The sequence below is a fragment of the Thalassoroseus sp. genome, assembly GCF_984380535.1.
The window spans coordinates 221234-238403 of sequence record NZ_CFHRBF010000004.1 but is presented as its reverse complement, the minus strand read 5'-3'; the positions used below and the strand labels follow the sequence as shown (position 1 = coordinate 238403).

General features: G+C 55.5%; 12 protein-coding genes and 1 pseudogene. 9 read left to right on the top strand and 4 right to left on the bottom strand.

The genetic code is table 11. From position 1 onward, the window contains the following. Positions 1 to 31: 31 nt before the first annotated feature. The 4 genes from AC5DDB_RS07060 to AC5DDB_RS07045 all read left to right on the top strand — a co-directional run bounded on the left by AC5DDB_RS07060 (position 32) and on the right by AC5DDB_RS07045 (position 2942). Positions 32 to 460, top strand: coding sequence for an ExbD/TolR family protein (locus tag AC5DDB_RS07060; RefSeq protein ID WP_491738991.1), 429 nt, complete (start codon positions 32 to 34; stop codon positions 458 to 460). A gap of 61 nt (positions 461 to 521) precedes the next feature. After that, complete coding sequence (locus AC5DDB_RS07055; RefSeq protein ID WP_491738990.1) at positions 522 to 935, top strand: ExbD/TolR family protein; 414 nt, start codon at positions 522 to 524, stop codon at positions 933 to 935. A gap of 42 nt (positions 936 to 977) precedes the next feature. Further along, positions 978 to 1496 carry a hypothetical protein gene (locus tag AC5DDB_RS07050; protein ID WP_491738989.1) on the top strand — a complete coding sequence of 173 codons (519 nt, stop codon included), beginning with the start codon at positions 978 to 980 and terminating at the stop codon, positions 1494 to 1496. A gap of 9 nt (positions 1497 to 1505) precedes the next feature. Next, positions 1506 to 2942, top strand: coding sequence for a DUF4159 domain-containing protein (locus AC5DDB_RS07045; RefSeq protein WP_491738988.1), 1437 nt, complete (start codon positions 1506 to 1508; stop codon positions 2940 to 2942). A gap of 22 nt (positions 2943 to 2964) precedes the next feature. Here AC5DDB_RS07045 and AC5DDB_RS07040 read toward each other — a convergent pair whose 3' ends face one another. Further along, on the bottom strand, positions 2965 to 3498 hold the full coding sequence (locus tag AC5DDB_RS07040; protein WP_491738987.1) for a hypothetical protein: 534 nt from the start codon (positions 3496 to 3498) through the stop codon (positions 2965 to 2967). A gap of 206 nt (positions 3499 to 3704) precedes the next feature. On the opposite strand from AC5DDB_RS07040, the gene AC5DDB_RS07035 reads away from it, so the two are divergent. The 5 genes from AC5DDB_RS07035 (at position 3705) to AC5DDB_RS07015 (ending at position 13424) form a co-directional block, all read left to right on the top strand. Next, the gene (locus tag AC5DDB_RS07035) at positions 3705 to 6830 is read left to right on the top strand and encodes a c-type cytochrome (protein ID WP_491738986.1); all 3126 of its coding nucleotides are present in this window, start codon (positions 3705 to 3707) and stop codon (positions 6828 to 6830) included. A gap of 102 nt (positions 6831 to 6932) precedes the next feature. After that, the gene (locus AC5DDB_RS07030) at positions 6933 to 7730 is read left to right on the top strand and encodes an HpcH/HpaI aldolase family protein (RefSeq protein ID WP_491738985.1); all 798 of its coding nucleotides are present in this window, start codon (positions 6933 to 6935) and stop codon (positions 7728 to 7730) included. Positions 7731 to 7945: 215 nt separating this feature from the next. Further along, positions 7946 to 8395 (top strand): MarR family winged helix-turn-helix transcriptional regulator, encoded by a 450-nt coding sequence (locus AC5DDB_RS07025; protein ID WP_491738984.1) that lies wholly within the window; start codon positions 7946 to 7948, stop codon positions 8393 to 8395. Continuing rightward, entirely contained in the window at positions 8392 to 9756 is a 1365-nt protein-coding gene (locus AC5DDB_RS07020; RefSeq protein ID WP_491738983.1) for an efflux RND transporter periplasmic adaptor subunit, read from the top strand. Before AC5DDB_RS07025 ends, AC5DDB_RS07020 begins: the two co-directional genes overlap by 4 nt. Before the next feature lie 71 nt (positions 9757 to 9827). Further along, positions 9828 to 13424 (top strand): efflux RND transporter permease subunit, encoded by a 3597-nt coding sequence (locus AC5DDB_RS07015; RefSeq protein WP_491738982.1) that lies wholly within the window; start codon positions 9828 to 9830, stop codon positions 13422 to 13424. Here AC5DDB_RS07015 and AC5DDB_RS07010 read toward each other — a convergent pair. The 3 genes and pseudogenes from AC5DDB_RS07010 to AC5DDB_RS07000 form a co-directional block, all read right to left on the bottom strand. Further along, positions 13425 to 13891, bottom strand: a pseudogene (locus AC5DDB_RS07010) (macro domain-containing protein). Between the two features lie 2 nt (positions 13892 to 13893). Further along, positions 13894 to 14238, bottom strand: coding sequence for a hypothetical protein (locus tag AC5DDB_RS07005; protein WP_491738981.1), 345 nt, complete (start codon positions 14236 to 14238; stop codon positions 13894 to 13896). A gap of 34 nt (positions 14239 to 14272) precedes the next feature. Beyond that, positions 14273 to 16960 (bottom strand): peroxidase family protein, encoded by a 2688-nt coding sequence (locus tag AC5DDB_RS07000; protein WP_491738980.1) that lies wholly within the window; start codon positions 16958 to 16960, stop codon positions 14273 to 14275. Positions 16961 to 17170: the final 210 nt, after the last annotated feature.

Sequence of the window (17170 nt, the reverse complement as noted above, 5' to 3'; positions counted from 1 at the left end):
CAGAAATTTGAACTCTAAACCGCAGAAACCTATGCGAATTCGGCGACGTAACAAGTTGTTGGTGGAATCGCCTGCGAGTGCGACCGGGGACATTGCGTTCAATCTGATCGTGTTCTTCCTGGTGTGTGCGTCAGTCCAACCGGAGGGCGGCAAGGAACAGAACATTCCCGGCAGCGAAACCGTCGAGCAGCAAAACGAACAGGAAAACCTCGAAGTTCGTATCAAACGCAGTGTGCTGTTATACAATGGTGACCCGATTCAGTTGGACACGCTCCGTCCGGCACTTACGAACAAGTTTGCCGCCGCTCGCACGCCGGAAGAAAAATTGGTCGTGGTGAGTTACGACAACGACGCCCCCTGGTTTCGCTACGTGGAGGTCTCGGAGATCATCGACACCGCGGGTGGCACCGTCGTGCTACAAACCGAAGAAGAACAAGAAGTCGACGTTCCCACTGAATAGTTGAGAACAAAGCAAGAACGCTTTCCCAAACCCCTAAATCCAACCCCAGCCCCTAACTGGCATGAAAATCCGCCGACGATCCTCAACTGCCGAAGTGCCGAGCATGGCAATGGGGGACATTGCGTTCAACTTGCTGATCTTCTTCGTCATTCTCGCTCGGGCTCAGGACGACAGCCATCTGCAATGGCAGCCTGCAAATGCGGCGGAGTTGCAAGCGGGTCGGCAATCACAAGTCAGTGTGGTGATCGACAAAGAAAGCCGGCTGTACCTCAACGGAGGAGAAATCGGATTGGCGGGTCTGGAAGGGGCCGTCAGCGGACTTCTTGGCGATGCCCCTAAGGGCGAACGCAATGTGCTGCTCAAAATTCACAAAGACGCCCTCGGTCAACGTTGGGGGCCGGTCTTGGAAGCGGTCGGGGCGGCAGGTGGCGAAGCGTTCCTCGTTCTCGAAGAGCAGAAAACATCCGAAGAATAACCAAGCCGTGAGAAATTCCTCGCGAGTTTTTGGAGACAACACATGGACCATACCCGAGACCGTCTCAGCGAACCGCCCGCACGCGGCGGCGTGGCGAATGACTTGCACAAACTGCGGACGAACGGTGCCGCCTCCGCTGCTGAACTGCGTGAGTTCCTAAGTTCGATTCGCGGGAAGTCGCCCGAAGACGCTCTAGGTGCGTTCGCGTCGAGTAATTTGATCCAGGCATTGTTGATCTCGACGATCGGCTTCGTGTTGGTCATCGGTGTGTTTACGGTCGTGCCATACATGCTCAACGAATCTGCCGAAGCCGCAAATAACTCGTCGAAATCCAAGACGGCTGCCCAATCCGCACCAAAATCGACGACCGCGGAAAAAGGTCCCACCAAAACGACAGCGACCTCTTCGGAGTCAACGGCCGAGACCCCACCGGCGAATCCGACGGCTTCAGAGCCCGATCTGAACAATGCCGCCCGTGTGCTCGGGATCGACGAAACGAAAGGGACCAACCCAGCGGAAGCTCCCGACCTGGACAGCATCCTTGATCGCTCTTTGGATTAACGTCGCGATATGTCCGAGACTTCAGTTTCCCGCAACCAGAAAATTCTCTCCGGCGTGTTTTTCGTCGTGTGGTTGGTTGCGGTTGCAACCTGGAAATACTTCACGCGACTGGCCGACTCGCATACTTGGGTCACCGGTGTGTATTGGGCGGTCTTCGTTGCGACGATTCCGTTCGGTTTTTACTGGTGGTTGAAAGTTCGGCAAGCGGACATTGTGCGACGTCGGGCGGTGGGTACATTCATCGGCGTGATGTGGTGGCAGTTCAGTGTGTTCGCGGCCGATGCGTTGGGATGGGAATGGGCTCGCAGTCAACTCGCACTTTGGGGCACGATTGGCATCTTCTTCGTCGGGTTGGCGTGGCTGATTTGGATGCTCGAACGGATCGAACGTCGACACTGGTTGGAAGCGCTCGAGACCACTGAGGAACCACCAAAACGCATCTGGAACCCTATGCGACCGGATGCGTGGTTTTACGGGCGACGCAGTCAGAAACTGAACCAGTCGCTGTCGGCATTGATGAGTTACATGTTGCTGTTCTTCGCGGGTTACATGCTGCTCACGCAAGTTGGCGGCTGTTCCGAAGTCTACGAAATGCCTGCCGGTGGTGGGCAGCAACAGCCGATCGCACAAGTCGTCAAAGTTCAAAAAAAGATTCGGCAGAAGTTTGTCGTCAATCCGCTGTCGGCGCTCAAGTTCAAAGTTCCGCCGATTGATGAGGTGCAGGTCATCACGCAGGACCTGACTAAACACGCTTACACGGTCGGTTACGGACAGGGTGAAGGAGCCGGTTTCGCGGGCGGCACGCAAAAGGGCAAGGTGCGGTTTATTCGCTTGGAATACTCCGGCGGCGACTGGAACCAAGACTTCGGTGTGGGGGCGGACCAAAATATTCTGATTGAGTACGGCATCCGCACCGGTCAGAAAGTCGCTGCCGAAACCGAAGCCCGACGGGTCGCGGAACTCAAGAATTTCCCGATCGGCAAGTCTCCGCCGATGGTCTTCTTGACCGGGCAGAAGAACATTTCACTTTCCAATGGTGAGATCAAAATTCTGCGGGAGTATCTGCTCGACAAACACGGCATGCTGTTCGTGGACAATGGCGGCAGTCGGCATTTTCATAATCAAGTCTTGCACATGATGCACCAAGTCTTGCCGAACGTGCGGGAGGTGCCGGTGCCGTTGGATGACGTGATTCACCGCATCCCCTACACCCTGCCCTTTCTGCCGTATGTCGCTCCGCACGGTGGGAAAGAAGCGCTCGGTTGGAAAGTCGACGGACGCTGGGTGTGTTATTACCATCCCGGCGACATCGCCGATGCCTGGGCCGACGACCATGCCGGCGTGAAACCGACGGTCTGGGAAGCGTGCTACCAACTTGGCACGAACGTCATCTTCTACGCTCACAGCGAATACGCCAAGTGGCTCGCGGCCCGGAAAGACGAATAGAGTTTCGAGCCAGACTTGTGCGTCAACGCTCCGGCCGTGTACGTCGCCACGTTAAGATGTTCGTGTTGAGACTCTCACGCCGATACTCTTGGCGGTTGATTGTCACTCCCATCAAGTGACTCCCGTGGTCGGTGGCGAGGGAAAAGAGCTCGAGTGTGACCGGGCCATCATACCAGGTCGTAGAAAGGTTTCCGCCGTAACCCAGCCATTCCGCACCACGCCATTCGCCCTCCAATCTCCCAATGCCGCACCCGATCCATTCTTCGTCTAATACAGCTGCCAACGCTTTCGCCTCACGGACCGTTATCTGATTCGGATACGGTTCTGGAGCTGGTGGTCTGAAGCGTTCCGCAATCGCTGGTCCATTGGGTCTCTGGGAGATCGGGATGAGCACAGGCTTGTCAGCGAGCGAGAAAACCGGCGGTTCGGGATCGTGAGACGGTACCACTGTCAACATGGTATCGATCGTGTCGTTTGACGAGGTGGGGTCGAACTGCGGGAAATTACAACCGCAAATTGGGAACAGCCCGACCCATAGCAGAACTTGCCGTGTCATGAAATCACCTTGCCATTGTGCATTTGAACTTCGCAGACCGTTGCCCATTGTAACTTGTGAGACGTCATACAGGCGTGCAAAGTCCCATCAATCTCCGGCCCTGGCCTCTGGTCCCTCGTCACTTGCCAAACTCCCACCCGCTACCGTTCGCATCGGGCATTCGTTATCTTAACGGAATATCCCAATCTATTCCGAAGAGGTTCGATATGTTGCGTTCGCTGCTGGTTGTTCGGGTGTGCGGATGGTGTTGTTGCACGCTGGTTTTGGGTGGGTTTTCGAGAACGGCATTCGCCGCCGATGCTGCGAAAGTTCTGACGCAGATGCCGGAAGTCGCGGCTTCTCAGGTGCAGGGTGAAACCAGCAAACCGGAAACGCCCACAATCGACCCGAACCAAGGTCCGAAACCTAATTGGATTTGGAATGAAGGCACAGACAACGCCACCCGATATTTCCGCAAAACATTCACCGCTGAACCGGGTTGGACCGGCACCGCGATCGCGTCGTGCGACAACGTGATGACCGTCTTTCTGAACGGCAAGAAAGTCTTCAGCAGCAGCGAATGGCAATCGCCGGAAACGCGTGAAATCGGCGCGATGCTCAAGCGGGGCAAGAACGAGATTCTTGTCGAAGCAAACAACCAAGGCGGAATCGCGGCGTTTGCCATGAAGTTGATGCTGGTCAACAAACGCGACCCAAATGCCCAGCCAAAGTTCATCGTGACCGATGACAGTTGGACCGTCTCTCGCAAGAAAAGCGATTCCGATGCCGTTGCGGCTCGAATTGTGGGAAAGATGGGCGATCAACCGTGGGGCAATGTCTTTTCGAAGCCACGTTTGGCAGGCAGTCAACCGCGGAATGTGTTCCAAACGCCGCCGGGATTCCAAGTCGAATTGCTTTACACGGTTCCCAAGGATGAACTCGGTTCCTGGGTATGTATTACGTTCGATGACAAAGGACGCTTGATTGCGAGCGATCAGGGCGACAAAGGCTTGTGTCGCGTCACCCCGTCCCCAATCGGCAGCGATGAACCAACGAAAGTTGAGCCGTTGGACGTCAAAATGACGTCGGCTCAAGGAATGCTGGCGGCGTTCGGAAGTTTGTATTGCTCCGTCAACGGCGGACCGGGGAGTGGGTTCTATCGGCTGACCGATACCAACGGCGACGACCAATACGATGAGGTGAAGAAACTCCAATCGTTCCGAGGCGGTGGCGAACACGGGCCGCATGCGATTCGACTGTCGCCGGATGGCAAGTCGCTGTATGTGATCGCTGGAAATCACACGGACCCGGTTGAGTTTGATGCATCACGCATTCCTTCGAACTGGAGCGAAGATTTGCTGTTGCCGCGTCAGTGGGACGCTCGCGGACATGCCCGTGGGAAGTTGGCGCCAGGTGGTTGGATCGCCAAGACCGACGCGGACGGTGAGAAGTGGGAAATGTTTAGCGTTGGTTACCGTAACCCGTACGATATGGCGTTCAACGCGGATGGCGAATTGTTCGCGTACGATGCCGACATGGAGTGGGACCTCGGTTCGCCTTGGTATCGCCCGACGCGTGTGTGTCACGCCGTCAGCGGCAGCGAGTTCGGTTGGCGGAGCGGCACCGGTAAATGGCCGACGTATTTCCCAGATTCGTTGCCGCCGGTTGTGAATATCGGCCCGGGTTCGCCAGTGGGAGTGGAGTTCGGCTACGGCACTAAGTTCCCGGCGAAGTATCAGAAAGCGTTGTATCTGCTTGACTGGACCTTCGGCACGATTTACGCGATTCACCTGACCCCAAATGGTTCCACCTACGACGGCGAACGCACCGAGTTCCTCTCACGCACACCGCTCCCATTAACCGATGCCGCCGTCGGACCGGACGGCGCGTTGTACTTCACCATCGGCGGTCGCGGCACGCAATCGGAACTCTATCGTGTGACGTATGTGGGTGACGAATCGACGCAACCGGTGGACGCGGGAAATGAAGCAAGCGAGGAATCGCGCGAAATCCGCCGCCGTTTAGAAGCGTTGCACCGTCCTGGTGAAGTCGACGAAGACGAGATGGAATTTATCTGGTCGAAATTGGATAGTCCAGACCGCTTCATTCGTTATGCTGCCCGAATCGCGTTGGAGCATCGGCCCGTCGAAAAGTGGCTGTCGAGATTGAACGCTGTCGACAGCCCACGACAACTTGTCTCGGCGGTCATTGCACTGGCTCGGCAAGGCGAACCGTCGCAGCAAGCGGTTGCGATATCGGCTCTCGACAAAGTGGATTTCGGCGGACTCGACAAGGATCAAAAGTTGGCGTACCTGCGGGCGTGGGCGTTAGTCTTCATTCGCATGGGGGAACCGACTTCACAAATTGCCTCGAAGTTGGCCGGAAAGCTCGATCCGTATTTCCCAAGTGACGATTCCGAAGTGAACCGCGAACTCGCGCGATTGTTGGTCTATCTCAAATCGCCAACAGTCATCACGAAAACGCTGAAGTTGATGAGCAATCCGTTCAAACCGAGTGCGGAACAACGGGCCGACTTGCTGGCTCGCAATCCGGGTTACGGCGGGACGGTCGCTCAGATGATTGCCAACCAACCCGACCCAGATAAAGTTTTCTACGCGTTAGTGCTGCGGAATCTGAAATACGGTTGGACGCTGGAACAACGCCAAGAATATTTTGCCCACTTGGCGGCCCAGCGTGAGAAAAGCGGCGGGGCGAGTTATCAGGGTTTCATCGACAACATTCGCAAGGAAGCTCTCGAAAACGCCTCCGACTTGGAACGCGAAGCCCTCGAGCGAACCGTTGTTCTCGAACCACCATCGTTAGAGGAACTTCCGAAGCCACAGGGGCCGGGAGAAAACTGGACTGTCGATGATTTAGTGCAAATGTCAGCATCTGGTCTGACCGGACGGGATTTTCATCAAGGTCGCGCGATGTTCGCGGCGGCTCAGTGTGTGCGTTGTCACCGCTTCGGGGGTGAAGGCGGTGCCACCGGGCCGGACCTCACCAACGTTGCCGGTCGTTTCGGCGCCAAAGATCTGGCCGACGCCATTATCGACCCCAGCAAAGTCATCTCCGATCAGTATCGCGAGATGAAAGTGTTTTTAACTTCGGGGCTGAGCCATTCAGGGCGAGTGCTTTCGGAAGCCGATGGCAAAGTCGTCATCCTGACCGATCCGGTCGATATCTCGAAAACCGTCACCGTGGACAAGGATGAAATCGAAGTCATGACGCCTTCGAAAACGTCCACGATGCCGGCGAAACTGCTCAACGATTTGAACCGCGACGAGGTCATGGATTTGATGGCTTATCTTCTCTCGCGAGGCAACCCGAACGACCCCATGTTCAAACAATAATTTTCTCATCGTCGGGTGCGTCGCGACGCACCCTCCCTTTCAACCATTATCGACCTCATGTGGTGTGTCACGACGCACCCGACGAAATTACGGAAAACGCAAATGAAGAAGAATCCAGTCAAAGCCGCGTTACGGGCGGGGGAACCACAAGTTGGGACATGGTTGTCGTTCGGAAATATTTTTGCGACCCGATTGATGGCTCGCACTGGTTTTCCCTGGCTCACGGTCGATATGGAACACTCGCCCATCAGTTGGATGGAAGCGGGCACGTTGTTCGGTGTCATCGCGGACGCCGGCTGTGTGCCGATTTGCCGGGTGCCCAATGGCGACCACACGCACATCAAACGGGCGCTCGATGCGGGTGCGATGGGGATTGTGGCGCCTATGGTCGATACCGTCGAGCAAGCGAAGTCGATCATTGCCGCTGCGAAGTACCCGCCGGTTGGAAACCGATCGGTTGGCGGCGGAATGCACGCATTGAACTTTGCGGCTTCGGCGGGTGACTATTATCGGCATGCGAACGATGAGATTCTCGTGGTCTTGCAAACGGAGTCTCCCACGGGTGTCGAGAACGCGGAGGAGATTTATAGCTTGCCCGGTTGCGATGCAATCTTCGTCGGCCCAAACGACTTGCGAGCACAAATGCGAACGCCGGATGGCACGGATCCGTCGGCGGAAGCTCACGAAGAAATGATGCAACGCGTCTTGGCGGCCGGCAAAAAGACAGGCACTCCGGTCGGACTACACGTGCAAACGCCGGAACAGGTTAAACAGAGAATCGAAGAGGGTTGGCAGTTCATCGCGATTGCCAGCGAAATGAAAATGATGGTCAATGAGGCCAGTCGGATGCTGGGCGAACTTGATATGGAACCTGCCACTAAGGATTTGGCTCGGTACTAAATCGAACTTTCCTACAGAAGAGTGCGCTCACTCGTGATTGAAGAGTTTCGAATGAGGTTGGCTAGCCTGCCCTCATTCGTTTCATCTGTTCGTCTTCGGAAAGGACAGCTGATCCGGCACGCTGAGACTCATTGCCTCGTCTGACAATTCGAAATTGACACTGATACTAAGCCTGCTAAAATTTAGCTTGCTATTGAATTGGGGTGGGTCTCGGTATGGACTATGACTTTGAAGAGAGTGTTGGCTACTGGGTGACGGTGACAGCCTTGTCGTTTCATCGTGTGCTCAATGCAGAACTTGCTCCGCATGACCTGACCTTTCGACAGTCGCAAGTGCTGGGCTGGCTGGTCCTGGATGGGAAACTCTCACAAAGCGATCTGGCCAGTCGGATGCAGATCGAACCACCCACGCTGGCGGGGATTGTGGATCGGATGGAACGTACCGGTTGGGTCCGGCGGACCAACTGCCCCAACGATCGCCGCAAGAAACTGATCGAGTTGACTTCCGCTGCTGAACCCGTTTGGGAAATCGTTGCTCAATGTGCCCGCCGAATCCGTGCGCGGGCCACACACGGTCTGAGTGACGAGCAAGTTGCAAACTTACGAGACCTGCTTCGCGTCGTGCATGCCAATTTAAATCACGATCCTTCGGAATCTCCGCTATGAAGCCCCCCCAAGTCCGCACCCCACGCGGAAAATTGTTCTCCGGCCTGAGTATCTCGACGACACTGATCGCACTGTGCAGCGGTTGGATCACGAGTTCCTCTGCGTTTGCTCAGGGAACGGTTCGTGTCGTTCTCTCGCCGGCCCAAATCTCGCCGATTCGTTCCGAACAAGCGTTTGTCGGTTCGGTGATGCCGGAACGACGGGCGGTAGTCGGCAGTGCGGTCGACGGCCGCGTCGTTGACTTTCCTGTTAGCGAAGGCGATCGCGTGGAGAAAGGCGGAACACTCGCTCAACTGCTGACGGAAACGATCTCGCTCGAACTCGCAGCCGCCAAAGCGGAACTCGAAGTGAGACGCGAGGAATTGCAAGAACTCAAAGCGGGTTCGCGTCCCGAGGAAATCGAACAGGCCCGTGCTCAGATGGAAGCATCGAAAGCGGTCTTAGAGTTGGCCGAAAGCCGGAAGTCACGCGCACAAACTCTGTATGCCCGCAATAGCATTTCCGAAGACGAACTCTTGCAGTCGATTTCGGTGTGGACCTCGGCTCAGGAAACCTACAACGAACGGAAAGCCGGTCATGATTTGACGGTCGCCGGCCCTCGGAAGGAAAAGGTCGCTCAGGCGGAAGCGATGACACGCATGCAGGAGGCGGTCGTCGAGAAACTCTCGGACCAAATCAAGAAACACACGATCATTTCTCGATTCGCTGGTTACGTTTCTGCAGAACATACCGAGGAAGGCCAGTGGGTCAATCGAGGAGATCTCGTTGCGGAAGTTGTGGCATTGGATCGTGTCGAAGTGGTTGTGAACGTCTTGGAAAGTCATGTGCCACACCTGCAAATTGGCGGTGCGGTGGAGAAAGTCGAAGTGCCCGCGTTAGGGCGTTCATTCCGGGGAGAGATCGCCAGTATCAACCCCCAAGGCGATCCTCGTTCGCGAACATTTCCGGTCAAAGTCCGTGTGGACAACGAAATCGTTGACGGCCAACCTGTCATCAAGTCTGGCATGTTAGCTCGGGCGTACCTTCCCACTGGCCCCCAACATGATGGATTGTTGGTGCCGAAGGATGCTTTGGTGCTCGCAGGAGATCAACGTTCTGTTTTCGTCGTCAAACCCAAGTCCCCCGCGAAGAAAGGCGAACCCCTGACCGGGACGGCTGTCGCGGTTCCTGTGGAAACTCATGCGGCGACCGGCACGTTCATCGAGGTGAAAGGCGACGTTCAGGAAGGTGATTTGGTGGTTGTGCTGGGGAACGAGCGGTTGCGTCCACGTGGCCCCAATGAAGTGATTATTGTCGATACCGTGGAGCCGTCGAAAGTTGGACCAGCAACGTCGATTCGCTCTGCAGTGACTTCCGACTGACGCCGTCGGTCGGTGGTAAATCGCATATCATCAATCTTCATCTCGAATCCTTAATTCCGAATCGGTACATCATGGAACTGATTGGTTCATTCGTTCGCAGCCCGGTGAAGGTGGCGGTCGGTGTGTTGCTGTTGGTGCTGTTTGGTTATGTCGCGCTCGACCGCATGCCGATGCAACTGACCCCCGAGGTGCAAACGCCGACCATCACGGTCGAAACGCGTTGGCCCGGTGCCAGTCCGCAGGAGATCGAACGCGAGATCGTGCTCGAACAAGAGGAGCAGCTGAAAAGCGTCGAGTCCGTCACGAAGATGACATCGGAAAGCAGCGATTCCAGCGGCAAAATTACGCTGGAGTTTCTTGTCGAAACCGACATGGATAAAGCCGTCGTCGATGTGATCGGCCGGTTGGAACAAGTTCCCAACTACCCCGAAGACGCCGACAAACCGATTATCAGTACATCGAACGCAGCGGACCGACCGATTGCGTGGTTCATCCTCAGTGCCCAATTTCCGAACCCTGACGACATTCGGGAGATGCAGAAACAGCATCCCGAAATCAAAGACGCTTTAGACAAGGTGTTAAACGCTGCCAATCCGGGTTTGGCGACGCTCCGGTTGCGAAATTTGAGCAAAGATCATCCCGCGGTCAAGTCTCTGTTGCCACCGGAAGATATGGATGTCACGAAGCTCAAGCGGTTCGCCGAAGATGAGATCGAAGCCCGTTTTGAGCGGGTTTCCGGCTGCTCGCAATCCAACGTGCTTGGCGGATTGGAAGAGGAACTGCAAGTCGTCGTCGACCCGTACAAGTTGGCTGCTCGGAATTTGACGATCGCCGACGTGCGACGAGTACTACGCGGGCAGAATACCGATGTGTCCGCCGGTGATTTTTGGGAATCGAAACGCCGTTGGGTCGTGCGAACGCTTGGGCAATTCCGCACGCCTGAACAAGTCGAGCAACAACTCCTTGCCCACGACGATGGCGGCCCCGTGTATGTTCGTGACGTCGCGCAAGTTCGACTAGGGTATCGCAAGCCCGACGGTTTAGTGCGGCGGTTCGGCGAATCGAGCATCGCGGTGAACTGCTTGCGGGAAACCGGTGCGAACGTGCTCGACTTGATGGATGGATTGCGGTTGGTCAATCAAGAACTCAACGAGGGCATTCTGAAAGATCGTGGGTTGGTGCTCACGCAGGTCTACGACGAAACCGATTACATTTATTCGTCTGTCGATTTGGTGCAGGAGAACATCTTCATCGGGGGGGCACTCACGATGATCGTGCTCATGTCGTTTCTGCATCTCGGCATCCGCACGTTGCTCGTGATTCCCGCAATTCTTGCGACCGCGATTGCTGCTGCGTTTGTTTCGCCGTGGTTCTTCGTGCCCTGTTTGGCACTCATCATCGGTGCCGGATTCTGGTTCGCCCGGGGGGCATTGGTCGTTGGTCTGGCGATTCCGATCAGTATTATCGGGACATTCTTGATTCTCGGTGCGCTTGGCCGATCGCTCAATGTGATTTCGCTTGCCGGGCTGGCGTTCGCGGTCGGGATGTTGGTCGATAACGCCGTTGTCGTGCTGGAAAACATTTTCCGTCGATATTCCTCCCTCGGTGAAAAACCAATCACCGCCGCCGTGCGGGGCACGCAGGAAGTTTGGGGAGCGGTCGTTGCCTCCACGCTCACGACGATTGCGGTGTTCCTGCCGATTGTGTTTGTGCAAGAAGAAGCCGGCCAACTTTTCCGTGATATCGCCTTGGCGATCAGTGGTGCGGTGGCACTTTCGATGTTGGTTTCGATGACCGTGATTCCGACGGCGTCCTCGCGATTGTTCGGAGGCCGCAATCTTAAAATCGGCGGGCTTGGCGATGCTGATTCGACCGAGCCAAACGAAGATCAGGCTTTCGTCCGTGCGGTCAACAAGTGTGGTGGATATTTTGTCGACAAGGTGGTGTCGATCAATAACTGGATTCAACACTCGCTTACCCGCCGGCTGGCGACGATTGGAATTCTGGTAGGTGCGGCGGTCGCACTTAGTTGGATTCTGTGGCCAAAGGTCGAATATCTGCCGACCGGTAACCGAAACCTCGTTTTCGGAATTCTCATTCCGCCGCCGGGGTACAACCTCAACCAAATGATGGAGATGGGCGAGACCGTCGAACGGGAACTTCGGCCCTATTGGGATACCGACGCCAAAGATGCGGCCGAAGCCGGTTTGGATTACCCGATCATCGGCGACTTTTTCTTTGTGGCTCGGGGTCGGCAAGTATTTTTGGGGATTCGGGCACGCAATCAGGACCAAGTCGGCAAACTCGTGCCGTTGGTTCAGCAGGTCGGTTCGAAACTGCCGGGCACGTTCGCGGTGGCGAAACAGTCAAGTTTGTTCGAACAAGGGCTAACTGCCGGGCGAACAATTGATATCGAAATCACTGGGCCGGAACTGAAAACGCTCGTTGGTATGGGAGGGCAGATTCTCGGGGGCAATCCGCAAATCGGTCTCAAACCGATCGGGGCGATTATCAAAGTTGACCGGGTCGTCGATGGAAAGACCATCACCGAATCGGCTCAAGCCCGTCCCGTGCCGAGTTTGGATTTGTCATCGCCGGAAGTGCATATTCGGCCTAAATTGACACAAGCTGCCGAGATGCAAATCCCGACCGCCGATCTGGGCTACGCTGCCGATGCTTTGATCGACGGTGCCTACGCCGGCGATTATTACATCGAAGGCGACAAGATCGATGTCACGATTGTCGGCGATGAAACCCGAGCTGACAGCGTGCAAAGAATTCGCGGTTTGCCGGTAGCGACGCCCATTGGGCAAGTCGTTCCGTTGGAAGCCTTGGCATCGGTTGAGATGAGTAGCGGACCGGAGCAAGTCAATCACCGGGAACGTCTGCGAGCGATCACAATTGAAGTCTCCCCGCCCGCAGAGATGGCACTCGAAGACGCCATGGAACTCATCAAAACGCAGGTCATCGCACCACTACGAGAAAGCGGGCAACTTGAAGGTGGCTATCGAGTGAATCTAGCGGGAACGGCAGACAAACTCGACAGCACCTGGAAGGCGTTGCAGTCAAACGTGATCTTAGCATTGCTCATCACGTATTTGCTGATGGCGGCGTTATTCGAATCGTGGCTGTACCCGGCTGTGGTGATTTTAAGTGTTCCGCTGGGGGCGGTCGGGGGAATTATCGGGTTGCAGTTACTCAATCAGTGGTTGACCTTCACGGGCCAACCGACGCAGATGCTCGATGTACTGACGATGCTCGGCTTCGTGATCCTCATTGGGACTGTCGTGAACAACCCGATTTTGATCGTGCACCAATCGTTGAACCTGATGCGGGAAGACAACCTCGCGCCACGGCAAGCAATTCTGGAAAGTGTCCGCACGCGGATTCGCCCGATCTTTATGACAACGACCACCACGGTGCTCGGACTGTTGCCTTTGGTGTTGTTCCCGGGAGCCGGGAGTGAACTCTATCGCGGTTTGGGGAGTGTGGTGCTCGGGGGGTTGGCGTTGTCGACGGTGTTTACCCTGTTCCTCGTGCCGACGTTGTTCAGCGTGGTCATGGAAACCAAGCATCGCATGGTGGGTTTGGTGAGGACCGAGGACGAAAGCGATGATGAACCCCACATCACGCAACCGCAAGTTCCGGAAACGATCGGTGCAAGTTGATTATCTGCTGTGATAACGCACGATTCGCACGTCGCCTTGATATTCAGTCTGCGTGAGTTCGTCTTGCATCCAATTCAAAATTCGAGTGGCTTTTCCGCCACCCGAGCCGGCACCGATGAGAGGGAAGGCGATGGAGCGGAACCCTTGATCGGTTGCGATTCGCATTGCGTTGCGGACGGACTCGCGGACCGAGTACTCCGAGGATCGCCATAGCAGGTTGATTCCGGCGACATGAATGATGCCTTGGAACGGCAATGTCCCGGCGTTCGTCAGGACCGCATGCCCAAGCGGAAGCGGTCCGACCTTCGCGAGTTCGCGGAACGGCTGTTTCCCCCGCGTTTCTTGATTGCCCCGGAGACGCCTTGCGGGATCAGTAGCCACCAGGGAATCACATTGCGATTCCACGCGTTGACGATGACTTCGACATCCTGATCGAGTAAGTCACCGTCAACGATGTCCAGGTTCATACTTAAAACTTGCCGATGTGGAAACGACGTAAAATGCCGATGTTATTGATCCAATACAGTTCGATGGCTGCAACGCAGACGATAAGAACTCGCAGTTTCGGATTCTTGAATGCGTCGAGAGCGATCACGTACACGATCAACAACGTAAGTACAACACCCCCCAGGGCGAATGGCGGAAATGGCCAGGATACGACATCGCGAATATTCTCACGATGACGCGGCGCGATCGCCATCATAATCATGGCTGAAGGGATGTTTGCAAAGAACGTGCCAATGACACCTAGCGCGATCGCATCAACTACTTTCCAAAAAGAGAAATCAGGCGACGATTCAGGCTTGTTCATCATGCAAACCATGATAGCCGGAGTCTCGTTTTGACGTCTACTGCCCGAAGGGACGCATGTCGTCAAAGCCGTTATAGGCCATGCGATTTCGGCCGGTGATGGAATTGCAGAAGAACAAAGCGTCGCCGATTTCGTCGCCATCATCCATTGTCAATCCGAGTAATTGGTCGAAGTCGTTGCCGTTGATGAAGCTGGAGTCCACCAATTCGTCGAAGACTTGGTCGAGTGTCGGGTCGTTATCGTTGATCAGACACAACCGATTGGATCCGGTGCGGGAGTTCCATGCGAAAAGTTCGTCAACGCCATCCCGATTGAGATCGCCGATGGAAACGTGAGTGTAGGTATCTCCGTTGATTGCAGTCGAGTCGATCACGTTATTCGAAATCGCTCCGGCAAGTAATTCGCCACCGGGAATGCTTTGCGTGAATTCGGCCACGCGGTTGCGTCCGGTTCGCAAATTCACAAAGAGCAATTCGTCACCTCCGCCAGCCACGAATTCGCCGGCGTAGATCTCTGTGAAATCATTGCCGTTGATAGCTTGTCGCGTGATGACATCGGTTTGAATCTGCACGGTGACGGTCGTATCAGGCGATGAACCCGGGGCAAGCCTCACGAGCCGGTTGCTTCCAGAGCGCGGGTTCCAGAAGAACAAGTCGTCGGCACCGCCTTGGTCAAAGTCACCCGTGACGATTTTCCCGTAGGCGTTCCCGTTGATTGCAGTTGGTGAGACCACATTCGTTTCGATGTTGGTGTCCAGCTGGCCGATGGAGCCGTCATCGAAGTGGACCAGACGGTTCCGCCCCGTCAGTGGATTCCAAAAGAAGATGTCACTACCGCCGGTCGTGTCGAAATCACCGACGACGGCGATTCCAAAATCGTTACCATTGATGGCCTGTGGCGGAATCGGGTTGGACCGAATGGCTCCATTGCTGAGGATCACGCGGTTTGTTCCCGTGCGTGGATTCCACAGGAAGAGATCGTCTTGCATCCCCTGCCCGGCTGAGGAACCGTCGAAATCACCGGCGACAACGATTTCAAAATCGCGGTCCATCCGCTGGGACGGGACCGGGTCATTGCGAAGGTGTTCCACCTGCGAAGAGTTCTGGGACGCACGACTGAAAAAGAGATTGTCTTGCAGACCGGCAGCGGTCGAGTTGCGTTCGATCACGTCGGCCAATGTCGTCGATTCGATCTCTTCGAGGAGTTCTCCGGTGTAGATGTTTTGATACCAGAATCGATCGCCGTCGCGAAGTCGTTCGAATTGATCGGTGAGGATTGTGCTCCACAGTTCGCCCACGCTGGAACCGGGCAAGTGATCCTCGGCTAAACCACCGACCCAGAGATCGATTTGGTCGACAGTCTCGTAAACGCTCGCGAGAGCAGCTTGGATTGCCTGATCGGAAGAAACGTCGGCAAAACTGGTGACCGGTGATAGTCCCAAGTCGATCCGCGTTTGGGCGTAACTCGCCAAACCATGATCGCGACCACGTTGGATGTTCAACGACACCAAATCAAACCCGCCGGCACCGGGAGGTCCGAAAAGGAAGTTGCGGACGTCGTCGATAACTTGGGGGTCGATTTCTTGGGCCAACTGATAGGACGCACCAACCAGCAGACTGTCAATGCCGTTGTCACCAACGACCGACGGCGTAAAGAACGCGTCTCGCAACTCAATGTTGCCTTCGTCAGCTACGCTGCCGTCATTATTGCGACGTTGCAATTCCGACGAAAGCAAACTGTGACCGAGACGGTAGGCGGCTGTCGAAAAGCTGTTCGCGATGGACGGATCCACGTTCGGATCGTAACCGGTGTAATCGTCGATGGCATTTTCACCGAGAAGGGCCGGCAGAAACTCGTTGAAGGTGATCGCTTGAATTTCCGCGGTGACAATCGCCCGAGCTTGCTGATAGAGTTCCTCGTCGGTCAGGCTTTTATCGTTCTGGGCGAGTTCGTCGGCGATGCGGTTGTGCTCGCGAACCCAAATCGTGTGAATCGATGTAAGAACAGCGTTTTCGTTGGCTCGCACGTCACCGGCAAGAAAGAAACTGGCACTTTCTCCCCCGCCGTTTGGGACGCCATCGACATTGTACGGCAGCAAATCGCCTTCGCTGGTCTTAAGTCGGCCACCGGAAAATGAACGTAATGCATTTGCGCGGGCAATGTCCGAACCGTAGACGTTGGACGCATCGATATACGTGGTAATCTGGTTGATTTGTTGACGGATTCCGTTGATGTCGATTTCATAAATCGAACGCGACAACGCAATTTGAGCAGTGCCAGTGCCGAACGGATCGAACAACGGTTCCCCGGTCGGTACTTTGATCGGATAGGGTTCGACAGGGTCGGCTGTTTCGGTTAGGTCGATGTCGTGATCAAGAAACTGACCCCACACCCAGATGTAGTCGGTCAGATGCCGGTCGTTGACGTTCGACCCGGACTGGGCCGCCACGGCGTTGCTGATTGCGCGTGCGCTGGGACGATCTTCACCGGCGGGCGTGCCGAGACCGTCTGTGTATCCAACGGAAGTTTGTCTCAACAGCGGCGTATCGGTGGATCCCTGTTCCGGGTGGGCTTCGTTGTTTCCAACTCCGTCGATCGGAGCAAATTCCGTAAGATCGGCTACGGACGAAACCGCTGAAAGTAACACTCGGTCTTCGAAGGTTTCCACGCTGGCAATATGGATTCGGTGATGCCGTGCTCCGGACCGCTTGCTAGGACGAGGCATGTATGAGCTCTTTGGGTTGTGTGGGTAATCAACGCGAGGTGCGATCGATCGCTGACGTTGGGAGGCGTCGCGAGCGATCAACTGTTGAGGAAACGCGGTGGGTTGGACCCATTCAACGCTGTTTCCCCAATATTTTCAATCGTGATTCTTGAAACATCTCGGCTTCGTTATGTGGTAGGTCAGTTAGTATACACACAATTTTTCGGTTAG